Origin of the sequence: Kitasatospora sp. NPDC088779 (assembly GCF_040685395.1) — a bacterium.
Lineage (GTDB): Bacteria > Actinomycetota > Actinomycetes > Streptomycetales > Streptomycetaceae > Kitasatospora.
In genome coordinates this window covers 1-24,747 of sequence record NZ_JBFBHW010000052.1, presented here as the reverse complement: position 1 = coordinate 24,747, position 24,747 = coordinate 1, and the positions used below count along the sequence as shown (strand labels likewise).

The following is a 24,747-nucleotide window of genomic DNA, read 5'->3' as shown; positions in this document are numbered from 1 at the left end:
CCTTGGCAAGTACCGGCAGGCGATCCATCTGGAGGGTCAGGCCGCCGTCATCGAGGAGTTCGCCTCTGCGACCATCCCCGGCCTGTTGCAAATTCCTTCTTTCGCCCGACACTCGCTACGTGCAGGCCAACAGCACGCTACCGAGCAAGAGATCGACGCATTGCTCGCCGCACGACTCGAACGTCAGAAGCGGCTGGATTCCACGACGCCGCCGCGATGTTGGTTCATCCTGGACGAGGCGACGCTCCGGCGACCAGTCGGCGGACTCCATGTGATGTGCGAGCAACTCACCGCCCTAGCAGACGAAAAGCGCTCCTTCATCACGATCCAGGTCCTGCCCTTCGCCGCCGGCGAACACCCTGAGATGGGCGGTTCCCTCATGCTGTACACCCTCCCGGCGGGCGGTGTGATCGCTTGGGCGGAAGGTGCAAAGAACGGTGAGGTCATCGACGAAATGCCCAAGGTCGCCGAGCGGCGTGAGTCCTACGATCTACTGAGGGCCCAGGCCCTGTCGCCCCGGGACTCCCGGGCGATGATCAGACGCATTCTGAAGGAGTACGGCCGTGCGAGCAGAGACGCAGGAAGAATGGCGAAAGAGTAGCCACAGCAACAATGACGGCGGTGTCTGCGTCGAGGTCGACGACGCACACCCGGGCCGCGTCCGGGACTCCAAGGACCCCGACGGCCCCCGGCTGGCCTTCTCCGCTGATGCCTGGCAGTCCTTCGTGACGGCCGTACGCGGCGGCGAGTTCGGCCAGATCTGACGGTTTGGCAGGCCCGGGCCCTGCCGCTGCGGCAGGGACCCGGGCCTTTCACGGACTCCCCTAGGACGGCGGCATGACCGGCATCGAACTGCGCCACCACCGCGAACTCACCGACGCGGTCCGCCATGAGCTGGCCGCCCTGTACGCCGAGGTGCGCGCCCCGCTGCTGCACCTGCCCAACTACGCCCTGCCCGCCTTCGGCGAACGCCTGCAACGCCACGGCGGTGAGCCCGGCTTCGAGGCCGTCATCGGCTACGCCGGCAGCGTGCCCGTCGGCTACGCCTACGGCAACACCGTCGAGGCGGCCGACCGCTGGTGGACCCGCATGGCCCGCCCGATGCCCCACCACCTCACCGCCGCACTGGTGTTCGCCCTCAAGGAGCTGGGCGTACGCACCCGATGGCGCGGCACCGGCGCCGCCCGCCGCATCCACGACGCGCTCCTCTCCGCCCGACCCGAGGAGCGGGCCACGCTCATGGTCAACCCCGCCGCCGGGGACGGCAAAGTGCACGCGCTGGACACGGCGTGGAGCTACGAGGACTCAACGAGGTCCGCCCCCGCCCGGACGCGCCGCCACTGATCGCGATGCTGTACCGAAAGCCAACCCCCTTGGCGTAGCGTCTCGTTCACAACATCCTGCGGCCAAGGGAGACAGCCGTGCACGCGAACGACCAGACAAAGTGGCGCAAGAGCAGCTACAGCGCACAGGCGAGCGAGTGCGTGGAGGCGGGGCGCGTCGTCGTCGGCGGCATGGCCGTCCGCGACTCCAAGGACCCCGACGGCCCCGCGCTGGTCTTCCCCGCCGACGCCTGGTCCGCCTTCGTCACCGGGGTCAAGGCCGGCGACTTCCCCACCGCCTGACCCGCCAGCCACCCCCGTCGCGGCCCCGGCCGCGCAGCCGGGGCCGCGACGAACAGTGAGAGCAAAGGACCCGTCCGGCAGCAGAGGATCCACCAGGCCTCGGAGCGGGTGCCGAACAGAACCCGGTAGGACGGGGGGCCCGACAAACCAGTGGTTCCGCGCGGGAAGTCGGACCGGCCGACTTCCCGCGCTTCGGTCCGCCCTCGTCGCCTTCGCCGCCCTGCGGGCCTTGGGGACTCGGGGGCGGCGGCCGGCCGCAGCCGGCAGCGCTCCGGCCTCCTGCGGGTGCGGGGTGCGGGGCGCCGCTGCCCCGCCGTGCTCGCCGATGGCGGCGGTCAGGCTCCGGCGACAGTCCTCCGTCTGCGCCCGGGGCTTGACACCGGGCAGGAGACTGCGCGGCTGCGGCCCGCCGGCCTCGACGCTCAGCTGGCAGCGGGGCGTCCCCCGCACCCACCACACCGCCTCGACCGGCAGGATCACCAGGCCGAACAGAACGGCGAGCACGAGAAGGACCGGAAAGCCGTCGGAACAGGCCGCGCCGCCGTCCGGCGGAAGGCCGTGAACAGGTCCGTACAGCCGCAGTGTCTGCAGCAGGTTCCGCTGGTACCACCGCGGCAGCTTGAAGTGGCTCCACTGAGGAGCAAGTTGACCTGGCTCCAGTTGTCCCGTCCCGGATGATCTGGTCGTCATCACGGCTGGATGGTCGGCCATGTCTGGTAGTTCTTGGGGATCAACGAGCGGCGCCGATCCGGACCTGCGCAACAGCGGTCTCGGCACGTACCGCTCCCGAAGAGCACGACGAAGGATTCTGTGAACAAGACCGACCTGATCGCGACGGCACCCTCGATCGCGGCCGCCATGGCCGCCGCCGACGTGAGCCCCGACATCCAGCTGACCCAGACCCGCTACCGGGCCGCCCTCGTCTCCAGCTGGGGCATCCCGGCCGGAGCGTCGGTCCTGGAGGTCGGCTGCGGACAGGGTGACATGACGGCCGTCCTCGCCGAGGCCGTCGGCCCGCAGGGCCGGGTGGTCGCGGTCGACATCGCGGATCCGTCGTACGGCGCCCCGGTCACCCTGGGGCAGTCGGCGGAGCGCCTCAAGGCGACGCCTCTGGGCTCTCGCATCGACTTCCGCTTCGGCCTGGACGTCCTCGACGAGGCGGTCACCTTCCCCGACAGCGGATTCGACTACGCCGTCCTGGCACACTGCTCCTGGTACTTCGCCTCCCTGGACCAGCTGCGGGAGACCCTCGCCCGGGTCCGCCGCTGGGCACGGAACCTTTGCTTCGCCGAGTGGGACCTCGCACCCTGCTCGGCCGACCAACTGCCCCACCTGTTGGCCGTCCTGATCCAGGGGCAGATCATGGCGAGCGGGTCGCGGGGCGAAGGCAATGTGCGCACTCCGTTCTCCCACGCAGGCCTGCTCCGGGTCCTCGCGGCGACAGGCTGGGATCCCGTCCCGGGGCAGCCCGTGGACACAACCGCCCTACAGGACGGCGACTGGGAGGTGGACGCCTGCACGGCACTGCTCGACACCGTCGACCGGATGGCCGAGCTGCCGCAGCCGGTACTGGACCTGGTGCTGAGCCAGGCGGATGTGCTCCGGTCCCTGGCGAGGGACCACGGCAACACGCCGCTGCCGGCCTACTCGCTGACCGCCCGCTGAGCGGACCGGGACGCCGGTCCGGGGCCGCGACCGCCCGACGGGCGCGAACCGAGATCGGGCCCGGACCAGGCCGCGGGTCCGGTCGACATGCCCGCGCCCGAGTGAATGCGGTACGCCGTCCGCCCGGCACGTCGGGGTGAGTCCGGCGATCACGGTCCTGTCGGAGACCGCTCTGCGGTCGCGGTCATGTCGGGAGGCCGGCGTCGGGATTGCCGCGGGTTGGACCTGACCGCGCCGCGCAAGCAGAAGCACACCATCGAACGGGTCTTCCAGCGGTTGGCGAGCCCGTACGACTTCCGCGACGCGTCCGACAACACGGTGCGCGACTACATCGACAAGCGCCGCCCGGAGACCGCGGACGAGGAGCGCGAGGGCCACCGGCACGTCGACGGGATGGTCCCGCGGATCCACCTGCCCGGCGAGGAGGCCGAGGTGGGGCCTTCGGTCACCGGCAGCAGTCATATCCGCCGGCCCGGAAACCCAGTGCCCGTCCGGCGATTGCCCGCTCCCGTCCAGCCACCGCGGCACTGGGCGACCAGCAGCCCGATTCGAGTCGGGTCGGCTGACACCACGCACCTGTCGGGGAACGCGGCCCGTCGGCCGAGACCACGGCGGCCACGACCTCCCCCGCGCAGGTGTCGGAGACGCCAGGGACGGCCAACTCCGTTGTAACGGCGGCCCCTTGCGGGGAGCAGCGGGGCCGCGGGAACGCTTCGCCCCGGGGCGCACCCGCCCCTGGCGGTGGACGCGGCGGCGTGGGAAGTCGGACCGGCCGACTTCCCGCGCCGCCCCCACGTCCGGGCCCGCAGAACCATCACGGCCCCGCACCCGTAGTCGCGTTTGACTATGGGTCGTAGTCGTGTTCGACTAGTGATGTGAGCACTTCGCGACTCTTCGCACTCGGCGCGCTGGCCCGGGGCGGGCCGATGCACGGCTACCAGATCCGCCAGGCGGCCCAGCTCGACCGCACCGAGCTGTGGACCGACGTCAAGCCCGGATCGCTCTACAGCGTCCTGCACCGGATGGCCGACGACGGCCTGGTCGAGGTGGTGCGCAGCGAGAAGGTCGGCAACCCGCCCGAGCGGACCGTCTACGCGATCACCGACCGGGGCCGCCGGGAGCTCGCCGCCCTGCGCGACGCGGCGCTGGGCAGGGTGCGTCTGCTGCCCGACCCGGTCGACCTGGCCCTGCAGTACACCGCGGACCTCACCGACGAGGACCTGGCCGGGGCCGTGGCCGCGCGCCGGCGGGCCGTGGCCGACCAGGTGGCCCTGTTCGAGGAGCAGTTCGAGGCCGCCAGGCCGGACCTGACCGGCCTCGAACCGTGGATCTTCGAGCACTGCCTCGCCCGTCTGAAGGCCGACCTGGCCTGGCACGACGACCTGCTCGACACCCTGACGAAGAACACCCCGCCGAAGAACACCCCGACGATGAACACCCCGCCGAGGAACACCCGGAGGACCCCGTGATACTCGTGACCGGCGCGACCGGCACCGTCGGCCGCGCCCTCGTCGGCCACCTGACCGCCCTGGGCGCCCCCGTGCGCGCCGCCACCCGCCGCCCCGACCGGGCCCGCCTGCCGGGCGGCGTGGACGTCGTCGGCGCGGACCTCGGCGAGCCGGACAGCCTGGCCGCCGCCCTGCGGGGCGTGCGCAAGGTGTTCCTGCTCTCCGACGGCCCCGACATCCCGCGCCACGACGCCAACCTCGCCGCCGCGGCCGCCCGCGCCGGCGCCGAGGCCGTCGTCAAGCTGTCCTCCGGCCGGGCCGCCGACCCGGACGCGGACGACCCCGTCGCCCGCTGGCACCGCGCGGGCGAACAGGCCGTCCAGGACAGCGGCCTGGCATGGACGTTCCTGCGCCCGATGGGCTTCATGTCCAACACCCTCGCCTGGGCCGGGACGATCCGCGCGGCCCGCACCGTGCGGGCCCCGTTCGCCGCCGGCCGGGTCTCCGTCATCGACCCCGCCGACATCGCCGCCGTCGCGGCCCGCGCCCTGACCGAGCCCGGACACGACGGCCGGGCCCACCTGCTGACCGGCCCCCAGGCCCTCACCCCCGGCGAGATGACCACGATCCTGGCCGACGTCCTGGGCACCCCGCTGGCCTTCACCGAGATCCCGCCCCACGCCGCCCGCCGAGCACTCCTGGACCACGGCCTGCGCCCGGAGACCGCGGACGCGGTCATGGCGCTGCGCGCCGCCTCCCTGGAACCGTTCGCCGCGACCATCACGCCCGCGGTCCAGCAGCTCACCGGCCGCGCGGCGACGCCCTTCCGGGCCTGGGCCGAACGCCACCGCGAACAGTTCACCGAGGAGCCCGGCGGGGAACCCGGCGGGGAACCCGGCGCGGAACCCGGCGCGGAACCCGGCCGTGGCTGACACCCACCGCGAACCCGTCGCCCTGGCCCCCGGACACGGCGGGCGCCGCCACGTGCCGGGCAGCCCGTACGTCGTCAAACTCGCGGGCGCCCAGAGCGGCGGATCGATCGCCGTCCTGGAGTCCACCTTCGAACCCGGCCAGGGCGCACCCCTGCACCTGCACCGCGGCCACGACGAGACGTTCTACGTCGTCAGCGGCGCGTTCCGCCTGCGGTGCGACGAACACACCACCGAGGCGGGCCCCGGCGCCTTCCTGCACGTCCCGCGCACCCACCCGCACTCCTTCACCGCGATCGGCGACACCCCCGCCACGATCCTGGTGACGCTGACCCCGGCCGGCTTCGAGGAGTTCTTCATCGAGGCCGCCGCCCTCGCCGCCGACGGCCGCCCGAACCGCCGGATGATGCAGACCCTCCTGGCCCGCTACGACCAGGAACTGGTCCCCGACACACCGCAGGACCACCACAGGCCGGACGGCCGCTGAGGCCACCGTCCGAGCGGCCCGCGTCAGCGGTAGGTGCGCAGCACGTCGAGCAGGTCGCCGGTGTGGCCGTCGCGCGCGCCGAAGTGGGCGGCGCAGCTGAGCTGTTCGCGCAGGTGGAGCAGCCGCATGCGGTCCTGCCAGCCGTCGGTGAGGGGGTGGTGTTCGCGGTAGGCGTCGAAGAAGCGGGCGGGGACGCCGCCGGTGCAGAACATCATGCTCAGGTCCGTCTCCGCCCACGTCCAGCACACCGCCGGGTCGATGAACGCCGGTGTCGCGTCCGGGCGGGCGAGGATGTTGCCGTGCCACAGGTCGCCGTGGGTGAGGACGGGTGGTGCGGCGGGGAGGAGTTGGGGCAGCCGGTCGCAGATCCGTTCCAGGTCGGCGCGGCCCCGGGGCCCGAGCACCTGGCGTGCCAGGGGTTCGTCGAGGTAGCGCAGCAGGCGGTGGCGGGCGAAGAACTCGTGTCCGTCCTCGGTCCAGGGGTTGCGCTGTGCCAGGCGGCCGAGCCAGCCGTCCTCGGCCCAGCCGAAGCGCTGTCCGGTGGTGGCGTGCAGGCCGGCCAGCGCGTGTGCGGCGCGTTCCCAGAAGCCGGTGTCGTGCACGGGCGGCTGTTCGAGGGCTTCCAGGACCAGGCCGTCCGGGTGAAGGGCCAGCACCCGCGGGGTCGCCAGCGCGCCGTGGGTGCGCAGGGCTTGCAGGCCCTGGGCCTCCTTCGCGTACGCGTCGGGGGCCAGTGCCGGGGTGGACTTCACCACCACGCGTCCGCCGCCGGCCAGGGTGACCAGCCAGACGGTGTTCGCGGCGCCGCCGGCCAGGCGCACCGCGTGCGCCGGCGGGCCGGGGAGCAGGTGCGGCGGCGGACCGTCGTGTCCGGCGGCCGCCTCATCGGTGTTCTGCGCAGGATCTTCCATGGCGGGCCCCTTTCCCGCGCCCGGCGCCACCGACTCCGGCCGGCACCGGATTTCGCCGCCCCGGGGGCAGCGGCAGGACCCGCGCCAGGCCTGCCGGGGTGCGCGGTACAGTCCGCTGCATGAACGAGAACGTGCGCGCCCCGTTCGGGAACTTCCCCCTCGTCCGCGCGGCGATCGAGGTCGGCGGCGACCTCGCCGCCCCCGTCGCCGACGCGTTGAAGAACGCGGACGCGCAACGGTGGGCCGGATCCGTGCTGTACGTGGACACCGACCCCGACAAGGCGGACACCGCGGTGTTCTGCCAGGCCTACGACGTGCCGCTGGAGCTCTCCGCGAACTGCGTGGTGGTCGCCGCCAAACGCGGCGGCGACGTCACCCTGGCCGCCTGCCTGGTGCGCGCCGACACCCGCCTGGACGTCAACACCGCCGTGCGCAGGCACCTGGGCGCGCGCAAGGCCTCCTTCGCGCCGGTGGACGTCGTCGTCGCCGCCACCGGCATGGAGTACGGCGGCATCACCGCCGTCGGCCTGCCGGACGGCTGGCCGCTGCTGGTCGACGAGGCGGTGGCCGCCGCCGATCACGTGCTCATCGGCAGCGGGCGGCGGCGGGGCAAGCTGATCCTGCCCGGCTGGGCGGTGGCCCGGCTGCCCGGCGCCGAGGTCCTCCCGGGCCTGGCCGCCTGAGCCCGGCGGGGCCGGCGGCGGGACCGGCCTGGGCCCGGGCTCGGGCTCGGGCTCGGGCCCGGGCGTGCGCGGCCGTGGCGTGGCCGTGGCCGTGGCCGGGCACCATACCCCGCAGTACCTGAGTGGACGTCAAACCCGGCTGAGGCTGACCTTGGGGGGTCGGGCGGCGGGATCTGGGCGGAACACGGTCGAAAGGGTGGACATGGGAAACCTCAGCGGGAAGGTCGCGCTGGTCACCGGCGCCAGCCGGGGCATCGGGCGGGGCATCGCCGAACGCCTGGCCCGGGACGGCGCCCTGGTCGCCGTGCACTACGGCAGCAACGAGGCGGCGGCGAAGGAGTGCGTCGCGGCGATCGCCGGGGCCGGTGGCCGGGCGTTAACCGTGGGCGCCGAACTGGGCGTTCCCGGCGACGTGGACACCCTCGTGGGCGGGCTGGAGGCCGGGCTGCGCGCGCACGGGGAAGCGGCGCTCGACATCCTGGTCCACAACGCCGGGCTCAATCTCATGGGGCGCCCGATCGAGGTCCTCACTCCCGAGGAGTTCGACGAGATGGTCGCGGTCAACGTCAAGGCGCCGTTCTTCCTCACCCAGCGGCTGCTGCCACGGCTGCACGACGGCGGCCGGATCATCAACATCTCCTCCGTCTCCACCCGTATCGCCTCCGCCCACGGCATCGGCTACCCGCTCACCAAGGGCGCCCTGGAGGTGTTCGGCCACACCCTGGCCAAGTACCTCGGACCCCGCAACATCACCGTCAACTCCGTCGTCGTCGGGTTCACCCGCACCGACATGACCGCCGACGTGCTGGCCGACCCGGCGAACCTGGAACGCAACCTCGCCCTGACCGCCCTCGGCCGGATCGGCGAGATCCCGGACATCGCCGACGCGGTCGCCTTCCTCGCCTCCGACGACGCCCGCTGGATCACCGGCACCAAGATCGACGTCACCGGCGGCGTCAACCTGTAGCGGCCGCAGCGGGGGCCGCACCGCGCGCAGGCCGTACCGCGCGCAGGCCGTACCCGGGCCCGGGCAACCCGCCGCCCCGGGCGGCCGCGGGAGCTGCCCCGCCCGGCGGGCGGGACGGCGGGCAGGACGGCGGGCGGGCAGGACGGGCCTCGCGGCACAGCGGACCCCTGTGCCGCGGACGCCGCCAACGCCTCGCGCACCACCGCCGGTTCGCCCGGCGGCACACCGGCGGCACACGGCCGGAGCGCCGGAGCACCCGGACCCCGCGCGGAACCCGGCGCCGCGTTACGGGAGGTCGGGCGCCCCCGGCCCCGGTGCCGCCGCTGGCCCGAACCACAGGTGCAGGGCCGCGCGCAGTTGTTCGGCGGCGGTCTGGGGCGCCTGGTTGGGTGGTGCGGTCCAGGCGGCGTGGCCGTCCGGGCGCACCAGGACCGCGGGCGTGCCGGGCAGGGCGCCGGGCCGCACCGTCGCCGCGCTCACCCGGTCTGTCCAGGGGCCGGCCGCCGTGCGCAGTGCCTCGGCCGCGGTGGTGTCCTCCAGGAGCAGGGCGCCGGCGCCGGTGTGGGCCAGCAGTGGTATCAGGGCGCCGTGTTGGAGGGTGTCGTCGTGGAGGGTGTCGTGTTGGAGGGGGATGTCCGGGACCATCGCGCCTTCCCAGGGGTGGCCGCTGCCGTGGGGGGCCGGGTAGCGGGTGGCGATGCCGGTGATCTCCTCGGCGAGGGGGCCGGCCGTGTCCTTGGCCTGTGCGAGTTCGGCGAGCAGGTCGCGCACCGGCGCGAGTTCCTCGTCGTCGCCGGCGAGCAGTGCCTGGGCGCGGGTGTTGCGCAGCAGTCTGGCGCCGGCCGCGTGCCGTTCGGTGTGGTAGGTGTCCAGGAGGGTTTCGGGGGCTTGTCCGCGGGCGACGAGGGCGAGTTTCCAGCCGAGGTTCATCGCGTCGTCGATGGCGGCGTTGACGCCGATGGCGCCGGCGGGCGGGTGGATGTGGGCGGCGTCTCCCGCCAGCAGGACCCGGCCCTGGCGCAGCCGTTCGGCCAGGCGGGCGGCGTCGCCGAAGCGGGTCAGCCAGTGGGCGCGGGTGATCGGGACGCGGTGTCCCAGGGCGTGGTCCAGTGCCTGCTGGAAGCGGGGCAGGGTGAGGGGTTCGTGCCGGTCCTGGGGCGGGTGGGGGTCTGCGGTGATCAGGCGGACGTAGCCGGGCCTGGGGATGGCGAACACGGTGCCGCCCGGGCCGGTGTTCACGCCGAAGGGGATCGCCTGCGGGTCGGTCAGGACCACGTCCGCGAGCAGGGTGAAGCGGCGGGCGGGGGTGCCGGGGAAGGCGATGGCGGCGAGTTTGCGTACGGTGCTGCGGCCGCCGTCGCAGCCGGCCAGCCAGCCGGCGTGCAGCAGTGCGGGGCCGTCGGGGGTGTCGGTGTGGGCGTGGACGCCGTCGTCGTCGAGGTCGAGGGCGTTCAGGCGGTGGCCGCGCAGGATGCGTACGCCCAGGTGGTGGGCGTGTTCGGTGAGGATCTCCTCCACCCTGGTCTGGGCGATGCCCAGGACGTAGGGGTGGCGGGTGCGCATGGCGGCGAGGTCGAGGCGGGCCTGTGCGGTGAACGCGGTGGTCGCCGCGGTGGGGCCTTCGGCGAGGAGGCGTTCGGCCAGGCCGCGGCGTTCCAGTAGTTCCAGGCTGCGGGCGTTGAGGTTGAAGCCGCGGCAGAAGCCGGGCGGGGCGGGGTCGCGTTCCAGGAGCACGGTGTGCACGCGGGCCAGGGCCAGTTCGCAGGCCAGCATCAGGCCGGCGGGGCCGGCGCCGACGACCAGGACGCCCGCGTCTGCGGCCCCGGGCGCGGCGGCTCCGGGCGCGGCGGCGGGTAAGCGCTGTCCGGTACGGGCCGGCACGGACATGGGCGTGGCGGCGGGTGCGGGCGCGGGTGTGGGGGTGTCAGGCATCGGGGGCGGCCTCCGGCCAGGCCAGGGTGCCCTGTTCGATCTCCTCGGCGGTGCGCAGGACCCATTGGCGTTCGGCGTGCAGCATGGCGTGGGCGTACTCGGCCTCGATGACGAACAGTCGGGGGGCGTGGTGTTCGTGGGTGGCGCTGTGGTGGGCGTGTTCGCTCTCGGTGATGCGGGTCTGCAGGGCGGCGGCCCGTTCGCGCAGTGCCTGGGCGGCGCGGTGTGGTCCCAGGGCGCCGAGGTAGCTGACGGCGGACAGGAATTTCGGGTATTCGCGGGAGGGTTCGCGGATGAGTTCGTCCAGCCACTGGGTGAAGTACTGGCGGCCCTGGGGGGTGTGGCGGTAGACGGTGCGGGTGGGGCGCGCGCCGACCTGTTCGGTGTCGGTGGCCTCGATCCAGCCGTCGCGGGCCAGGGCGCGCACCGTGTCGTAGAGCGAACCGGTGGTCAGTTTGAAGGCCTGGTCGAGGTGGCGCTCGCGCAGGGTGGTGGCCATGGCGTGGGGGTGCAGGGGCTGTTCGAGGAGCAGGCCGAGCAGGGCCAGGGCCAGGGGGTTGGCGGGTCGTTTGGCGGTCATGGCACTCCGTGGTCGCACGCGGGGCCCCGGGGCCGGGGCCCCGGGCGTGATACTCGGATCGTACTACTCGGATCCGAGTATGTGGAGGGGGTGGCCCGGGTCGCCCGCCGCCGGGCCGTGCCGCACCGGCCGCGCGGCGCGGGGGAGTTCGGGCCCGGCCGCGGCCGGGGCGCCGCCGGGTGCGATCATGGCGGGCATGGCTTTTGACGACGCACGGCCCCGGGCCGGCCTGGTCCATGAGCGCTGGCGTTCCCGCGAGGTGCCCCACGGGGACTTCATCGTGTTCGGCGACGGATCGCTGTCGGTGATGCGCCTCATGCGGTTCTCCCCCGCCGACCGGCTGCACGAGCCCCGGGCCCAGCAGTGGAGTTGGGGGGAACTGCTGCGGGCCACCGTGTGGACCCCCACCGACTGGACGGACGTCGACACAGTGTTCGCCACCAGCACCCACGCCGGCCACCGCGCCCTCGCGGGCGAGGCGTCCGAGCACGGCAGCATCGGCTGGGTCGCGCTGACCCGCGACGACGAGGAGAACACCCTGGAGTGGCTCGCGATCTCCTGCTCGTCCAACCCGTTCGCCGACGTCGCCCTGGACGACACCACGGTGACCGCCACCAGCACCCTGGGACGGATCTGGACCTTCCCCCGCGACGCCCCGCAGCAGGTGCGGATCACCGAGGACCCCGACTACCCCTGGCACTCCCCGGCCGGGCCGGCGGGCCCCGCCTCCTGAGGCACCCGGCCGCGACCGGCCCCGGCGGCCTTCCGGTGGACCTGCGTGTTCGCCGCCGGCGGGCGGCAGCCCGCCTCCAACGCGGCACGTTGGAGGCGGACCCGGCCGCACACGGCTCCGCCCCGCGCGGGGCCCGCGACGCCCCCGACCGGCCGGGCCGCGAACCCGTCCCCACCGCCGCCGGGCCACCGCGGCCGCAGACCGCGCCCCCGCCGCCGCCCGGCCACCGTGCCCCGGGCCCGGGTGACGGGGCGCCACCCCCGGGACACGGGCACCGAAAGCCTCCCCCGGGCCGTCACCGGGCAGGCTCCGGACCGTCACCGGGCAGGCGCCGGGCCGCGGCCGGGTCGCGGCCGGGTCGGCGCCGGTGGGCTGATCTGCTATTTTCGCCATGCTTCGACGCGAACCGTACAAGCGTGCGGTTTCGCATGCCCGCACGGGACCCCGGCCGCGAGCCCGGCCCCGAGGCGGGCACGGCAGTAGGTCGACCAGCGGGGGGACGGGATCCATGAACGCGTACGCGGGCTCCGACGGGCCTGGCCTGTACGGGCCGTACGGGCCGCCGGCGGGCGGGTCCCTGTTCGGGGTGAACCCGGTGGACCTGGACGCGGCGGCGAAGGTCGCCAAGGACACCGGTGAGGCGATGCCGGGCGAGCTCAAGCACATCCACGAGCCCTCCGACACGGCGGTCGCGGCGCTGTCGGGCTGGCGCACCGGGGCGTCGCTGCACGCCTGCACGGCGGCGTGGGAGGAGTGCCTGAACAAGCTGGCCTCGGAGGTGGACGGGGTGAGCCTGAAACTGGGCCAGACCGCCGGCAACTACCGCGGCACCGACACGGGCAACGCCGGCGCCCTCAAGCCGCCCGGCGCCGGACCCTACGCGCCGGCGGTGAACTGATGGTCACCCTCGCCCAGCTGCGCGACGCGGACCTGTCCTCCCTGGCCGGCGCCGCCGGCGCCTACGACACCCTGGCCGGCGCGTTCGGCAAGCACGTCCAGGCGATGGACACCGAGGTCACCAAGCACGTCTTCAACAGCCAGTGGGTCGGCACCGCGGCCGGCGCCGCCAACGCCTCCCTGCAGCGCACCAGCGGGCGCCTGGACGCCGCGCACACCGAGATGTCCGCGGTCTCGGGACTGCTGCGCGAGGCCTCGGAGAGCTTCCAGCTGGCGCAGTCCAAGCTGAAGGAGGCCCTCCAGGAGGCGCAGGGCGCGGGGCTGACGGTCGCCGAGGACGGCACGGTCAGCTGGCCGGCGCCCTCGCAGGCCGAACGCCACGACCCCGGCTACGACACGCCGCAGCGGGCCAGGGCCCTGGCGGATCGCATCTCCCACGCCGTCACCGAGGCCGACGGCGCCGACCAGAAGATCGCCAAGCTGCTGGACGACCTGACCGTGCGGGCCCGCACCGGCACCGGACTGGACCTGACGCAGGCCGGCGCCGACCGCAAGGCCGTCGACGAGCTCGGCACCGGCCTGATGGCCGCCGGCTGGCCGCCCGCCGGCGCCGCCCCCACCGAGGTCAACTCCTGGTGGAAGGGCCTGACCCCGGACGAGCAGCAGCGCCTGCTCCAGGCCCACCCCGACCTGCTGGGCCTGCGCGACGGCATCCCCGCCACCGCCCGCGACCAGGCCAACCGCCTCAACCTGGCACACCTGATCGACACCTACGAGCACAAGCCGAACCCGTCGGACGACGACAAGCAGAAACTGGACGGCTTCCGCGCGATCCGGGACAAGCTGAACGTGCAGAACGGCAAGCAGCCGCCCGCGTTCCTGCTGGGCGTCGGCGAACAGGGCCAGGGCCGCGGCATCCTGTCCTTCGGCGACCCCGACACCGCGAAGAACGTCAGCGCCTACGTGCCGGGACTGGGCACCACACTGTCCGCCGTCGGCGGCAAGGACGCCGACCGGGCCCTGAACGTGTGGACCGCCGCGCACAACGCCGACCCCACCAGCGCGACCGCCTCCATGGTCTGGCTCGGCTACGACCCGCCGCCCGGACTGGAGAAACTCGCCGACGGCGACACCCGGCCCCTGGACGTGATGGACACCGACCGCGCCGCCAAGGGCGGCGCCGCCTACGACACGTTCATGGCCGGACTGCGCGCCACCCACGAGGGCACCCCCGCGCACCTGGTCGCCCTCGCCCACAGCTACGGCTCCACCACCGTGGGCCTGGGCGCACAGCGCCCCGGCGGCACCGGCGCCGACGACATCATCCTGGTCGGCTCCCCCGGCACCGGCGCCGCCAACGCCTCCCAGCTGCACATCGACCCCCACCACGTGTGGGTCGGCGACGCCGAGAACGACCCGGTCAGCCACCTGCCCTCCAAGGGCCGCGTCTCCAACGACCTCGGCGGCGTCCTGGGCGGCGCCTCCGCCGGCCCGCTCGGCATGCTCGGCGGCGGCTACATCGCCGACAAGGTGTACGACTGGTTCGGCCCCGACAACCAGCTCTGGTTCGGCCAGGACCCCGCCGGCGAGGAGTTCGGCGCCAACCGGTTCAAAGTCGCCGACGGAGCGGAGAACTCCTTCCAGTCCCACTCCGACTACATGACCGACCCCGGCGAGAAGGACTCCAAGACCCTGGAATCGGTCAACAACATCGGCCAGATCGTGGCCGGCCGGTACGACAACGTGAAAACCCAGGGCCAGCGATGAACCAGACCCCCCACCAGACCCCCCGGCCCGTCCCCCGGCCCGCTTCCCGGCCGGCGCCCCTGGCCGCGGCCTGCGCCGCCCTCGCCCTCGCCCTGACCGCCGGCGGCTGCGCCGCCACCGGCGGCGGGGGCGGGGGCGGGGGCGGGGGCGGGGACACCAGCGCGACACCCGGCCCGCTCATGCAGCCCGCACAGGCCCTGCACCGGCTCGACGACCTGCTCCAGGAGGCGACCTCCGGCATCCAGCCCGCACTGCGCTACCGGGACGCCTGGCCCGACTGGCGCGAGCAGTACGCCAAGGGCCTGGACGAGCACTCCCTGGGCTACGCCCGGGCCTCACGACGGCGCAACATCACGACCAAGGTCGCCCCCGCCAAGTACGGCGCCCTGCTCGACGCGGTACGCGGCACCTGGCAGACCAAGGGCTACCGCCTCACCACCGGACCCGACAGCGTGGCCGCCACCACCCCCGACGGCGCAAGCCTCGGCATCACCATCCACCCCTACGCCGGCAACATCGACATCAGCGCGGCGGTGGGACCCATCCCGCTCCCCCACGGCGCCGACCCCTTCGGCACCCCCACCCCCGAACCGACCCTGCCCGGCGGCAGCCCCGACATCCTCCCCGCCTACGACGACCCCTACTGGTCCACCTGACCCGCCCCCGCCCGCCACACCCTCCCCGGACCCGCCGCCCCCTCGCCAGGACCCGCCGCCCCCTCGCCAGGACCCGTCCCTCGCCAGGACCCGCCCCGCCCCCGCCGCGTGACCCCGCACCAGCCGAAGGCCCCCGCCATGACCCCCGAACAGGCCGTCCACACCCTCGACGCGCTCCTCGACGAGGCGATGTCCGCCATCCGCCCCCCGCTGCGCCACCGGGACGGCTGGCCGCGCTCCACCGAGCAGACCACCGGCGGCCTCCAGGACCGCTCCCTGGGCTACGCCACCGCCACCCGCGAACGGCACGTCACCACCCGGGTCGCCCCCGCCAAGTACGGGGCGCTGCTGGGCGTCACCGAACGTGGCTGGCAGGACCGCGGCTACCGGATCACCGCCGTCAACCCCCGCCAGCCCGCCATGTTCGCCACCACACCCGCCGGATACGGCGTCGCCGTGCTGTTCGGCGCCGCCGGGAACATCACCTTCCAGGCCACCGTCGGCCCCATCCCCGTCATCCGCGACCGCGACCCCTTCGGCACCTACGTGCCCGAACCGACCCTGCCCGACGGCACCCTGGACGTCCTGCCCCGCCACGACGACCCGTTCTGGTCCGCCTGAACGCCAGACCCGTTGGCGGGCACACCCGCAGACCCGCCGGCGAGCGGCACCGGCAGGCTCACCGCCAGCCCCGCCGGCAGACGCACCGGTGAGCGCACCGGCAGACCCACCGGCAGACGTGCCGGCAGACGCACCGGCAGGCACGGTGGCGGCACCCCCACGCCCTCCCGCGTCCGAGGGGTGGCCGCCCGGCGTCCGGGGCCGGGCGCGCGCAGTAGGATCGGCGGCGTTGTCACCACATTCCACGCTGGTAGGAGGCTTTTCATGGCTCAGGTCACGCTGAAGGGGAACCCGGTCCAGGTCGGCGGCGCGCTGCCCCAGGCCGGCAGCCAGGCCCCGGCGTTCACGCTGGTCGGCGAGGGACTCGCCGACACCTCGCTGCAGGACTTCGCCGGCAAGCGCAAGGTCCTCAACATCTTCCCCAGCATCGACACCCCCACCTGCGCCACCTCGGTGCGCACCTTCAACGCCAAGGCCGGCTCGCTGGCCAACACCGTGGTGCTGTGCATCTCCGCCGACCTGCCGTTCGCGCAGGCCCGCTTCTGCGGCGCCGAGGGCCTGGACAGCGTCCGGACCCTGTCCACCCTGCGCGGACGCGACTTCCACGAGAACTACGGCGTGGCCCTGGCCGACGGCCCGCTGGCGGGGCTGACCGCCCGCGCCGTCGTCGTCCTGGACGAGAACGACACCGTCCTGCACACCGAACTGGTCGCGGAGATCGCCGACGAGCCGAACTACGAGGCCGCGCTCGCCGTCCTCGCCTAGAACCGATGCCGGTGACTTTGCGGTCTTCCACGGCCCTCTGGCCGAAGCACTGCCGCAGGTCAGCGGCTCACGATCGTTGCTAAGTCACCGGCATCGCGCCTAGAACCCCCCGCGGCACACCCGCCCCGGCCCCGGGCCGGCCCGCGCACACCGCCCGCGCACGCCGCCCGGCCCGCCCCCCAGGTCTTCACCAAGGGGGGCGGGCCGGGAAGGGGGCCGGGCGGGCCGGGAACCGGGGGCGGGTCAGGTGATGGAGGCTCCCGAGTCGATGCTGATGACCTGTCCGGTCATGCAGTCCTGGTCGAGGAAGAGCCCGATGGAACGGGCGACCTCCTGCGGGGTCACGAACCGCGGCACCGGCACCTTCTCCCGCATCCCGGCGACCACGTGCTCGGGCAGGGTGTCCGTCATCCCCGTGATCATGAACCCGGGCGACAGCGCGTTCACCGTCACCCCCCGGCGCCCGCACTCCGCCGCCAGCGTGCGGGTCAGCCCGATCAGCCCCGCCTTGGACGCCGCGTAGGCGGTCTGCCCGGCGGTGGCGATCAGCGCGGACGGGGAGACGATGTTGACCACCCTGCCCCAGCGGGCCCGCAGCATCGCCGGCACGCACACCCGCGCGGTGTGGAAGGAACCGACCAGGTTCGTGTCGATCACCTGCCGCCACTGCGCCGGATCCTGCATGGCCATCAGCGCGTCCCTGCGCACCGCCCCGTTGTTGACGAGCACGTCCACCGGGCCCAGCGCCTCGGTGATCCGCTCGTACATCGCGGTGACCTGCGCGTAGTCCGCGACGTCCCCACTGACCAGGACATGGTCGCCGGCCAGCTTGCCCGCCACCTCCTCGGCGGCCTGGCGGGCACTGTTGTAGTGCACCGCGACCCGGCACCCGGCCGCGTCCAGCGCCAGCGCCAGCTCCCGGCCCAGCCCCCCCGAAGCGCCGGTCACCAGCGCCACCGGGGACGCGGGCCGCTGCCCGAAAGCACCCTTGCCGCTCACCGCGCCCCTCCCCACGTCAACAGGACCGAACCCCACGTCATCCCGGCACCGAACCCGGCCAGCAGCACCGTGTCCCCGTCCTGGATACGCCCGGCGTCCAACGCCTCCGCCAGCGCGATCGGGATCGACGCCGAAGCGGTGTTGCCGTACCGGTCCAGATTCGCCACCAGACGGTCCGCGGGAATCCCGGTATGGGCGAGCACCGAGTTGATGATCCGGATGTTCGCCTGGTGCGGCACCACATGGTCCACGTCCGCCGGCGTCAGCTTCGCCTGCTCCAGCGTCTCGCGGATCGTACGCACCGTGTAGCGCACCGCGTTCAGGTAGATCTCGTTGCCGTTGATCTGCGCGTAGTGCAGACCGCGACGCACCGTCTCCTCGGTCGTGGGCATCCGCGAACCCCCCGCCAGGACCTTCAGACTGTCCTTGCACGAGCCGTCCGCACCCAGGTTCCACGCCAGGACCCGCTCCACCGGGCCGGGCTGCAGGACCACCGCACCGGCCCCGTCACCCACCAGGATCGACAGGTCCCGGTCCGCCGGGTTCGCGGTCAGCGTGTGGGTGTCCGAACCGATCACCAGGATCGGCCGCGGATCCATGCGCAGCAGACCCACCGCCGTCACCAGCGCGTACACGAACCCCGCGCACTCGGAGTTCACGTCGTGCGCGCTGCCCGCGATACCCAGCTCGTCGTGGACGAACGCCGACGTCGCCGGCGAGGGCTGCTCCGGCGTCGCCGTCGCCACGATCAGGTGCGCGATGTCCGCACCCGACAGCCCCGCCCGCTCCAGCGCCCGGCGCCCGGCCTGAACCGCCATCGACGCGGTGCTCTGCCCCGCCCCGACCGCCCGCCGCTCCCGGATCCCGCACCTGGAGACGATCCAGTGCTCGTCCACACCGAAACGCTCCGCCAGCTCCACGCTGGTCACCACGCGCTCGGGGACCGAGATCCCCCACCCGGTGATGTCGAAGCCGCTCATCGAGCAGTGCCCCGCGCTCAGACGCCGGCCTGGCCCACGAGCGCCAGGATCCGCTCGTGCACCACCCGCAGCGTCGTCGTGTCGTCGATGTCCGCGAACAGCGACTCGTCCGCCGGAATGTGCGGGTACTGGTTCTGGAACCCGTACAGCCACTCCATCAGATCCAGCGAGTCCACGTCCGCGATGTGCTGCAGCGCCGCGTCCGCGTCGATCTCCTGCGCTCCGGAGACCGCCTGCAACTGCGCGGCCAGGTCCTCGATGGTGGGGATGTCGGACATGAGTGATCGTTCCTTCCTGGACGCCCCGGAACGGGCGCCAACACGTGATGAGGCAGAACAGACCCGGAGAACACACCCCCCGGGGGTGACGGACACCGCCACCGCGCACCCCGCCGCCCACAGGCCACGGGACGCACCGCGACGGAACCCGAAAACCCCTCCGGGGAAACCCGGGAAGGCCGTGGGGGCCGCGTGTCTTGTCGAAACCGCATGAAACCCACCCCCACGCAAACGCCCCGCAACCCCGGCCCCCCACCCACGCTTGCGCACCGCTTGCGAGACACGCGCTTACCTGACCCGAGACACCGCACCCACACGCACGACACCCACCACCCCCCACCGCGCCGCACCGGGAGGGAACAACCCGCACCACCCCCCACCGCGACGCGGACACCGCACCGCACAACGCCGCACCGCACCGCACCGCCGGCGACCGTGCCGGGACCCACCGCACCAGGAACGCACGCACCGGGGACGCACCACACCGCACCGCGACGCACCGCGGCGTGGACACCGCACCGCCGGCGACCATGCCGGGACCCACCGCACCAGGGCCCTACCGCGCCGGGGACGCACGCACCGGGGACGCACCACACCGGGCACGCACCGCGTCAGGGCGGCCCGGCCACCACACGGACGCCCGCCAACCGCCCTCACCGGCACCAACGCCCGCACCGCACGGGACCGACCACCGCCACCGACACGGCCGTCCACCCGGACAACGGCGCCCCCGGCCCCACCGCCCGGCCGAGCCCGGCCGGGCACCACCCGGCCCGGCCGAACACGGCCGAGCCCAGTCCAGTCCACCCGATCCGCCATCAGAACAGGGGCACACCCGCATGACCACCGCCGAGACCCGCTCCATCAACCCCGACGTCGACGCGATCCGCCACCACTACGAGGTCGGCAACGACCTCTACCGGCTCATCCTCGGCCCCACCATGATGTACTCCGGCGGCTACTGGGAGGACGGCGAGGACCTCGTCGCCACCCTCGACGAGGCCCAGGAACGCAAGCTCGACGTCTTCACCGACCTCGCCCAGGCCGCCGGCAAGGCCAAGGTCCTGGACATCGGCTGCGGCTGGGGCACCATGCTCAACCGCCTCACCACCGTCCACGGCGTCCAGCAGGCCGTCGGCGTCACCCTCTCCCGCACCCAGGCCGACTTCGTCGCCGCCCTCGACAACCCCGCCATCCACGCCCGCGTCGAGAGCTGGGAGGACCACAAGGCCGAAGGCGAGCCCTACGACGCCGCGTTCTGCATCAACGCCCTCGAACACTTCGTACTCTCCTCCCTCACCCCCAAGGAGCGCACCCAGCGCTACCGCGTCTTCTTCAAGCAGGTCCACTCCCTCCTCAAGCCCGGCGCCCGCTTCGTCCTGCACACCATGACCGTCGAGAACCCCCCGCTGCGCCGCCAGCTCCTGGACGACCTCAAGTTCCTCCAGCGCGAGGAGTTCGAGGGCTGCCACATCCCGCGCCTGCCCGAACTCGCCGCCGGCCTCGACGGCCTCTTCGAAGTCACCGAGATCCGCAACGAACCCGAGTCCTTCGCCCGCGCCTGCCGCGCCTGGCTCCAGCTCCTGGCCGCCCGCCGCGACGAAGCCGTCGCCATGGCCGACGAGACCACCGTCCAGCGCTTCGAGCGCTACCTCGACATCTTCGCCTACACCCTCGAAGACCACATCTTCAACAACTTCCGCGTCACCCTCACCCGCCGCGCCTGAAAGGGGACACCCCGGCCATGACCACCACCGCCGAACACCCCGCCCCCTCCGGCGCCGACCAACCCGAACCCGCCGGCGCCACCACCCACCCCGACACCACCGCCGTACGCCACCTCAAAGTCGCCATCATCGGCGCCGGCATCTCCGGCCTGGGCACCGCGATCCGCCTCCTGCAGACCGGCACCGACGACTTCCTCGTCTTCGAACGCGCCACCGACCTCGGCGGCACCTGGCGCGACAACACCTACCCCGGCTGCGCCTGCGACGTCCAGGCCCACCTCTACTCCTTCTCCTTCGCCCGCAACCCGGAGTGGAAGTCCACCTTCGCCACCCAGGCCGAAGTCCACGCCTACCTCAAGGACACCGCCCACCGCTTCGGCGTCGAACCCCACCTGCGCTACGGCCACGAACTCCTCGACGCCCACTGGGACACCGACCACCGCCACTGGCGCATCCACACCACCCACGGCCGCTACACCGCGCAGATCCTCATCACCGGCACCGGCTACCTCTCCGAACCCGCCGTCCCCGACCTGCCGGGCCTGGCCACCTTCACCGGCACCCTCTTCCACTCCGCCCGCTGGCGCCACGACCACGACCTCACCGGCCGCAACGTCGCCGTCATCGGCACCGGCGCCTCCGCCATCCAGTTCGTCCCCGCCATCCAGAACCAGGTCGCCCGCCTCGACCTCTACCAGCGCACCCCGCCCTGGGTCGCCCACAAACCCGACAAGCCCAACACCCCACGCCACACCTGGATGCTGCGCCACCTACCCGGCTACCAGCGCTTCCGCCGCGCCTTCAACAAGAACGGCCGCGAGATCGTCGCGTTCTTCATGTCCCGCCCAGGCCGCACCACCGGCATGAAGAACATGGCCGCCGGCCACCTCAAGAAATCCGTCCCCGACCCCGGCCTGCGCCAGCGCCTCACCCCCGACTACACCGTCGGCTGCAAACGCCTCCTCTTCTCCAACACCTGGTACCCCGCCATCCAGCAACCCAACGTCGACATCGTCTCCGACACCATCACCGACATCGGCCCCACCCACATCACCACCGCCGACGGCACCACCCGCACCATCGACACCATCATCCTCGCCACCGGCTTCACCGCCACCGACCGCCCCGTCGCCCGCCGCATCCACGGCCGCGACGGAGCCACCCTGCGCGACACCTGGCACACCCACGGCATGAAAGCCCACCGCGGCACCACCATCCACGGCTTCCCCAACCTCTTCATGCTCCTGGGCCCCAACACCACCCTGGGCCACTCCTCCCAGACCGTCATGATCGAAGCCCAGATCGCCTACATCATCGACGCCCTCAAAACCATCGACACCCACGGCATCACCTCCGTCGAGGTCCGCCCCGAAGCCCAGAACACCTACAACCAGACCCTCACCGACCGCCTGAAGAACACCGTCTGGAACACCGGCGGCTGCCAGAGCTGGTACACCGACCAACACGGCAACAACCCCTCCATCTGGCCCACCTACACCTACCGCTTCCGCCGCCAGACCCGCCGCTTCGACCTCCTCAACTACCAACGCGCCACCGTCACCCACACCACCCCCTAACCCCCACCCCCCTGCCCGGCACACAGGCACACGGGCACACGGGCACAACCACAAAGGCACACCCAACACGGCCGGGCGGCACCCGCCCACCCACGGACCCCGCCGCCCGGCCGGCCCACACCCCCGGAACACCCCACCGGAGACCAGAACCGGACACACAACCGACAACCGAACACCCACACAGCCCCCACCACCTCAGGGACCCACGCACCCGCCCTCACACACTAACCACCACCAGGCCGCCCACCCGGCCGCCAACCCCAGAACATCACACCATCAGACACCCACACCACGAACAGACACACACCACCCCAACACCCACCCCGCCCCACCCGCCCCTACCCGAACAGGACCCCCATGCCCAACCCCAACCTCACCAGGCGAACCCTCCTCACCACCACCGCCACCACCGCCCTCATCACCGCCTACAACACCACCACCCGCACCTGGGCCACCACCAACACCCCCACCACCCACGGCCACCTCTCCCCCGTCCCCACCCTCGACGGCACCCTCACCACCGACACCGCCACCCTCACCGAATTCAGCCACGACTTCGGCCGCCTCACCACCAACACCCCCCACGCCGTCCTCAAACCCGGCTCCGACCAAGACATCATCAAAATCATCAACTACGCCCGCTGCAACGGCCTCAAAGTCGCCATGAACGGCCGCAGCGGCACCGACAACGACCTCGAATCACACTCCAACTACGGCCAGGCCTCCCCCGCCGGCGGCATCAGCATCGACGCCCGCACCCTCAACCGCATCCACACCATCACCCCCACCAACGCCACCGTCGACGCCGGCGTCACCTGGGCCCAACTCACCGACGCCGCCCTCGACCAAGGCCTCACCCCACCCTGCCTCACCGACTACCTCCACCTCTCCATCGGCGGCACCATCAGCATCGGCGGCATCGGCAACACCGTCCAAAAACACGGCCTCCAAGCCGACACCGTCGAATCCATCGACATCATCACCGGCACCGGCCGCCTCCTCACCGCCACCCCCACCAAAAACCGCGACCTCTTCCACGCCGCCCTCGCCGGCGCCGGACAATTCGGCATCATCATCCGCGCCACCGTCAAACTCATCCCCGCCCCCCAACGCGCCCTCGTCTTCAACCTCTACTACAACAACCTCACCACCTACCTCACCGACCAGCAAACCATCCTCAACGACGGCCGCTTCCACACCCAAATCGGCGAAATCATCCCCCGACCCGACACCACCCCCCACTACAAAATCGAAACCGCCACCTACTACAACGGCACCACACCCCCCAACCCCACACCCCTCCTCACCGGACTCAACCCCGACCCCGGCCAAACCACCATCACCGACCAGACCTACCGCGAATACACCTACCGCGCCGACACCTGGACCCAAAACCTCAAAAACCTCGGCTACTGGAACCAACCCAAACCCTGGCTCAGCCTCTTCCTCCCCGCCACCCAAGCCGCCAACTTCATCACCTACGCCACCCCCCTCCTCACCCCCGAAACCCTCGGCCAAGGCCTCCTCCTCTTCTACCCCTTCCCCACCAACAAAATCACCCACCCCTACGCCATCACCCCCAACGAACCCACCACCTACCTCTTCGACCTCCTCACCTTCCCCCACCCCAACACCAACCCCACCACCCAACTCACCCACAACCGCACCCTCTACGACCACGCCACCACCCTCGGCGCCAAACGCTACCTCGTCGGCGCCATCCCCCACATGACCCCCACCGACTGGAAAAACCACTACGGCCCCCAATGGAACAACCTCACCAACACCAAACACAAATACGACCCCACCCACACCCTCACCCCCGGCCAAAACATCTTCCCCTAACAACACAAACACACAAAAACAGAAACAGAAACACACACAGGAACACGCACAGGAACAGACCCACAGAAACACAGACACAGGTAACGCACACAAACACAGACACAGACACAGGTAACGCACGCAGACACAGACACAGGCACAGGAATAGGCGCACAGGCCACGAGCCACCGGCCGCGGGCACACAAGCACAAGCACAAGCCACGAGCACCGAGCACAGGCCACGAGCACCGAGCACAGGCCACGAGCACAAGCACTGGCACAGGCACAGGCACACAGAAACACACCAACAAAAAAGCACAGACACAAAACACGGAAAAACCACAGGCACAGGCCAGAACCGCCAGACGGCAGACGGCAGACGGCAGACGGCAGACGGCAGACGGCAGACGGCAGACACGCAACGAAAACGACAAGCACAAATCACCAGACGACCAGACCGCAATCCGCAGTCCGCAGTCCGCAAGCGACGAACGACAGGCGGCACACAGAAAAAGAAATACAGACCCAAAGACCAATAAACCAGAACAGCAGAAAAGCAAGAACCCGGGAAATCAATCCATCAGAAACTCAGGACCCCAGGAAAGAACAGGAGGCCACACCATCCACACCTACGACCTCGTCAACGAAGCCGTCATCCACGCCCCCACCCACCAGGTCTGGAACCACCTCATCGCC

At 72.2% G+C, this 24,747-nt stretch carries 25 protein-coding genes; 19 read left to right on the top strand and 6 right to left on the bottom strand.

Annotated elements, in window-relative coordinates:
* From AB0P03_RS33320 to AB0P03_RS33285, 8 genes are all read left to right on the top strand, one after another.
* A partial coding sequence (locus AB0P03_RS33320; RefSeq protein ID WP_363632304.1) for a DUF5753 domain-containing protein occupies positions 1–601 on the top strand: 601 nt, incomplete at its 5' end.
* Positions 564–764 (top strand): DUF397 domain-containing protein, encoded by a 201-nt coding sequence (locus AB0P03_RS33315; protein WP_363588088.1) that lies wholly within the window; start codon positions 564–566, stop codon positions 762–764. The genes AB0P03_RS33320 and AB0P03_RS33315, both read left to right, overlap by 38 nt.
* 73 nt (positions 765–837) lie before the next feature.
* Complete coding sequence (locus AB0P03_RS33310) at positions 838–1,344, top strand: GNAT family N-acetyltransferase (protein WP_363589766.1); 507 nt, start codon at positions 838–840, stop codon at positions 1,342–1,344.
* A 77-nt stretch (positions 1,345–1,421) separates the two neighbouring features.
* Positions 1,422–1,625 carry a DUF397 domain-containing protein gene (locus AB0P03_RS33305; protein ID WP_363589764.1) on the top strand — a complete coding sequence of 68 codons (204 nt, stop codon included), beginning with the start codon at positions 1,422–1,424 and terminating at the stop codon, positions 1,623–1,625.
* Positions 1,626–2,435: 810 nt separating this feature from the next.
* A complete protein-coding gene (locus AB0P03_RS33300; RefSeq protein ID WP_363632302.1) occupies positions 2,436–3,290 on the top strand; it encodes a class I SAM-dependent methyltransferase in 855 nt (284 codons plus the stop codon).
* Between the two features lie 875 nt (positions 3,291–4,165).
* Positions 4,166–4,759: a PadR family transcriptional regulator gene (locus tag AB0P03_RS33295; protein WP_363632300.1), complete on the top strand. Its 594-nt coding sequence runs from the start codon at positions 4,166–4,168 to the stop codon at positions 4,757–4,759.
* Positions 4,756–5,670 carry an NAD(P)H-binding protein gene (locus tag AB0P03_RS33290; RefSeq protein ID WP_363632299.1) on the top strand — a complete coding sequence of 305 codons (915 nt, stop codon included), beginning with the start codon at positions 4,756–4,758 and terminating at the stop codon, positions 5,668–5,670. Before AB0P03_RS33295 ends, AB0P03_RS33290 begins: the two co-directional genes overlap by 4 nt.
* Entirely contained in the window at positions 5,663–6,154 is a 492-nt protein-coding gene (locus AB0P03_RS33285; protein ID WP_363632297.1) for a cupin domain-containing protein, read from the top strand. Before AB0P03_RS33290 ends, AB0P03_RS33285 begins: the two co-directional genes overlap by 8 nt.
* 23 nt (positions 6,155–6,177) lie before the next feature.
* Here AB0P03_RS33285 and AB0P03_RS33280 read toward each other — a convergent pair whose 3' ends face one another.
* Positions 6,178–7,065 (bottom strand): fructosamine kinase family protein, encoded by an 888-nt coding sequence (locus AB0P03_RS33280; RefSeq protein WP_363632295.1) that lies wholly within the window; start codon positions 7,063–7,065, stop codon positions 6,178–6,180.
* Positions 7,066–7,184: 119 nt separating this feature from the next.
* Between AB0P03_RS33280 and AB0P03_RS33275 the strand changes: the two genes are divergently transcribed.
* Positions 7,185–7,748, top strand: coding sequence for a YbaK/EbsC family protein (locus AB0P03_RS33275; RefSeq protein ID WP_363632293.1), 564 nt, complete (start codon positions 7,185–7,187; stop codon positions 7,746–7,748).
* 202 nt (positions 7,749–7,950) lie between these two features.
* Positions 7,951–8,715 carry an SDR family oxidoreductase gene (locus AB0P03_RS33270; RefSeq protein WP_363632292.1) on the top strand — a complete coding sequence of 255 codons (765 nt, stop codon included), beginning with the start codon at positions 7,951–7,953 and terminating at the stop codon, positions 8,713–8,715.
* 285 nt (positions 8,716–9,000) lie between these two features.
* On the opposite strand, the gene AB0P03_RS33265 is transcribed toward AB0P03_RS33270, so the two are convergent.
* Together AB0P03_RS33265 and AB0P03_RS33260 are read right to left on the bottom strand one after the other, a co-directional pair.
* Complete coding sequence (locus AB0P03_RS33265; protein ID WP_363632290.1) at positions 9,001–10,647, bottom strand: FAD-dependent monooxygenase; 1,647 nt, start codon at positions 10,645–10,647, stop codon at positions 9,001–9,003.
* Positions 10,640–11,227: a PadR family transcriptional regulator gene (locus AB0P03_RS33260; protein ID WP_363632288.1), complete on the bottom strand. Its 588-nt coding sequence runs from the start codon at positions 11,225–11,227 to the stop codon at positions 10,640–10,642. Before AB0P03_RS33260 ends, AB0P03_RS33265 begins: the two co-directional genes overlap by 8 nt.
* 196 nt (positions 11,228–11,423) lie before the next feature.
* Here AB0P03_RS33260 and AB0P03_RS33255 point away from each other — a divergent pair, with 196 nt between their 5' ends.
* The 6 genes from AB0P03_RS33255 to tpx all read left to right on the top strand — a co-directional run bounded on the left by AB0P03_RS33255 (position 11,424) and on the right by tpx (position 16,666).
* Entirely contained in the window at positions 11,424–11,960 is a 537-nt protein-coding gene (locus tag AB0P03_RS33255; protein WP_363632286.1) for a hypothetical protein, read from the top strand.
* Positions 11,961–12,468: 508 nt separating this feature from the next.
* Positions 12,469–12,858 carry a type VII secretion target gene (locus tag AB0P03_RS33250; RefSeq protein WP_363632285.1) on the top strand — a complete coding sequence of 130 codons (390 nt, stop codon included), beginning with the start codon at positions 12,469–12,471 and terminating at the stop codon, positions 12,856–12,858.
* The gene (locus tag AB0P03_RS33245) at positions 12,858–14,624 is read left to right on the top strand and encodes an alpha/beta hydrolase (protein ID WP_363632284.1); all 1,767 of its coding nucleotides are present in this window, start codon (positions 12,858–12,860) and stop codon (positions 14,622–14,624) included. Before AB0P03_RS33250 ends, AB0P03_RS33245 begins: the two co-directional genes overlap by 1 nt.
* The gene (locus tag AB0P03_RS33240) at positions 14,621–15,280 is read left to right on the top strand and encodes a hypothetical protein (protein WP_363632282.1); all 660 of its coding nucleotides are present in this window, start codon (positions 14,621–14,623) and stop codon (positions 15,278–15,280) included. Before AB0P03_RS33245 ends, AB0P03_RS33240 begins: the two co-directional genes overlap by 4 nt.
* Positions 15,281–15,418: 138 nt before the next feature.
* Positions 15,419–15,901 (top strand): hypothetical protein, encoded by a 483-nt coding sequence (locus AB0P03_RS33235; protein ID WP_363589039.1) that lies wholly within the window; start codon positions 15,419–15,421, stop codon positions 15,899–15,901.
* A gap of 264 nt (positions 15,902–16,165) precedes the next feature.
* Positions 16,166–16,666: a thiol peroxidase gene (gene tpx / locus AB0P03_RS33230; RefSeq protein ID WP_063350790.1), complete on the top strand. Its 501-nt coding sequence runs from the start codon at positions 16,166–16,168 to the stop codon at positions 16,664–16,666.
* 243 nt (positions 16,667–16,909) lie between these two features.
* Here the strand turns inward: tpx and AB0P03_RS33225 are convergent, their stop codons facing one another.
* Genes AB0P03_RS33225 through AB0P03_RS33215 form a run of 3 tightly spaced genes read right to left on the bottom strand, consistent with a single transcriptional unit; the run spans position 16,910 to position 18,923 of the window.
* Complete coding sequence (locus tag AB0P03_RS33225) at positions 16,910–17,665, bottom strand: SDR family NAD(P)-dependent oxidoreductase (protein ID WP_363632280.1); 756 nt, start codon at positions 17,663–17,665, stop codon at positions 16,910–16,912.
* On the bottom strand, positions 17,662–18,645 hold the full coding sequence (locus tag AB0P03_RS33220) for a beta-ketoacyl-ACP synthase 3 (protein ID WP_363589035.1): 984 nt from the start codon (positions 18,643–18,645) through the stop codon (positions 17,662–17,664). The genes AB0P03_RS33225 and AB0P03_RS33220 overlap by 4 nt, the downstream gene beginning before the upstream one ends.
* A gap of 17 nt (positions 18,646–18,662) precedes the next feature.
* On the bottom strand, positions 18,663–18,923 hold the full coding sequence (locus AB0P03_RS33215) for a hypothetical protein (RefSeq protein WP_063350787.1): 261 nt from the start codon (positions 18,921–18,923) through the stop codon (positions 18,663–18,665).
* Positions 18,924–19,762: 839 nt separating this feature from the next.
* Here AB0P03_RS33215 and AB0P03_RS33210 point away from each other — a divergent pair.
* The 3 genes from AB0P03_RS33210 to AB0P03_RS33200 all read left to right on the top strand — a co-directional run bounded on the left by AB0P03_RS33210 (position 19,763) and on the right by AB0P03_RS33200 (position 24,072).
* Positions 19,763–20,650, top strand: a complete 888-nt coding sequence (locus AB0P03_RS33210; RefSeq protein WP_363589033.1) for a class I SAM-dependent methyltransferase — start codon at positions 19,763–19,765, stop codon at positions 20,648–20,650.
* Between the two features lie 17 nt (positions 20,651–20,667).
* Entirely contained in the window at positions 20,668–22,227 is a 1,560-nt protein-coding gene (locus AB0P03_RS33205; RefSeq protein ID WP_363632279.1) for an NAD(P)/FAD-dependent oxidoreductase, read from the top strand.
* 357 nt (positions 22,228–22,584) lie between these two features.
* Complete coding sequence (locus tag AB0P03_RS33200; protein ID WP_363632278.1) at positions 22,585–24,072, top strand: FAD-binding protein; 1,488 nt, start codon at positions 22,585–22,587, stop codon at positions 24,070–24,072.
* Positions 24,073–24,747: the final 675 nt, after the last annotated feature.

What these genes read in the sequence shown, in the direction of transcription:
- AB0P03_RS33280 (WP_363632295.1), bottom strand. Translation starts at nt 7,065, where the DNA reads ATGGAAGATCCTGCGCAGAACACCGATGAGGCGGCCGCCGGACACGAC.
- AB0P03_RS33270 (WP_363632292.1), top strand. Translation starts at nt 7,951, where the DNA reads ATGGGAAACCTCAGCGGGAAGGTCGCGCTGGTCACCGGCGCCAGCCGG.
- AB0P03_RS33265 (WP_363632290.1), bottom strand. Translation starts at nt 10,647, where the DNA reads ATGCCTGACACCCCCACACCCGCGCCCGCACCCGCCGCCACGCCCATG.
- AB0P03_RS33255 (WP_363632286.1), top strand. Translation starts at nt 11,424, where the DNA reads ATGGCTTTTGACGACGCACGGCCCCGGGCCGGCCTGGTCCATGAGCGC.
- tpx (WP_063350790.1), top strand. Translation starts at nt 16,166, where the DNA reads ATGGCTCAGGTCACGCTGAAGGGGAACCCGGTCCAGGTCGGCGGCGCG.
- AB0P03_RS33260 (WP_363632288.1), bottom strand. Translation starts at nt 11,227, where the DNA reads ATGACCGCCAAACGACCCGCCAACCCCCTGGCCCTGGCCCTGCTCGGC.
- AB0P03_RS33205 (WP_363632279.1), top strand. Translation starts at nt 20,668, where the DNA reads ATGACCACCACCGCCGAACACCCCGCCCCCTCCGGCGCCGACCAACCC.
- AB0P03_RS33245 (WP_363632284.1), top strand. Translation starts at nt 12,858, where the DNA reads ATGGTCACCCTCGCCCAGCTGCGCGACGCGGACCTGTCCTCCCTGGCC.
- AB0P03_RS33250 (WP_363632285.1), top strand. Translation starts at nt 12,469, where the DNA reads ATGAACGCGTACGCGGGCTCCGACGGGCCTGGCCTGTACGGGCCGTAC.
- AB0P03_RS33200 (WP_363632278.1), top strand. Translation starts at nt 22,585, where the DNA reads ATGCCCAACCCCAACCTCACCAGGCGAACCCTCCTCACCACCACCGCC.
- AB0P03_RS33210 (WP_363589033.1), top strand. Translation starts at nt 19,763, where the DNA reads ATGACCACCGCCGAGACCCGCTCCATCAACCCCGACGTCGACGCGATC.
- AB0P03_RS33235 (WP_363589039.1), top strand. Translation starts at nt 15,419, where the DNA reads ATGACCCCCGAACAGGCCGTCCACACCCTCGACGCGCTCCTCGACGAG.
- AB0P03_RS33220 (WP_363589035.1), bottom strand. Translation starts at nt 18,645, where the DNA reads ATGAGCGGCTTCGACATCACCGGGTGGGGGATCTCGGTCCCCGAGCGC.
- AB0P03_RS33215 (WP_063350787.1), bottom strand. Translation starts at nt 18,923, where the DNA reads ATGTCCGACATCCCCACCATCGAGGACCTGGCCGCGCAGTTGCAGGCG.
- AB0P03_RS33240 (WP_363632282.1), top strand. Translation starts at nt 14,621, where the DNA reads ATGAACCAGACCCCCCACCAGACCCCCCGGCCCGTCCCCCGGCCCGCT.
- AB0P03_RS33310 (WP_363589766.1), top strand. Translation starts at nt 838, where the DNA reads ATGACCGGCATCGAACTGCGCCACCACCGCGAACTCACCGACGCGGTC.
- AB0P03_RS33275 (WP_363632293.1), top strand. Translation starts at nt 7,185, where the DNA reads ATGAACGAGAACGTGCGCGCCCCGTTCGGGAACTTCCCCCTCGTCCGC.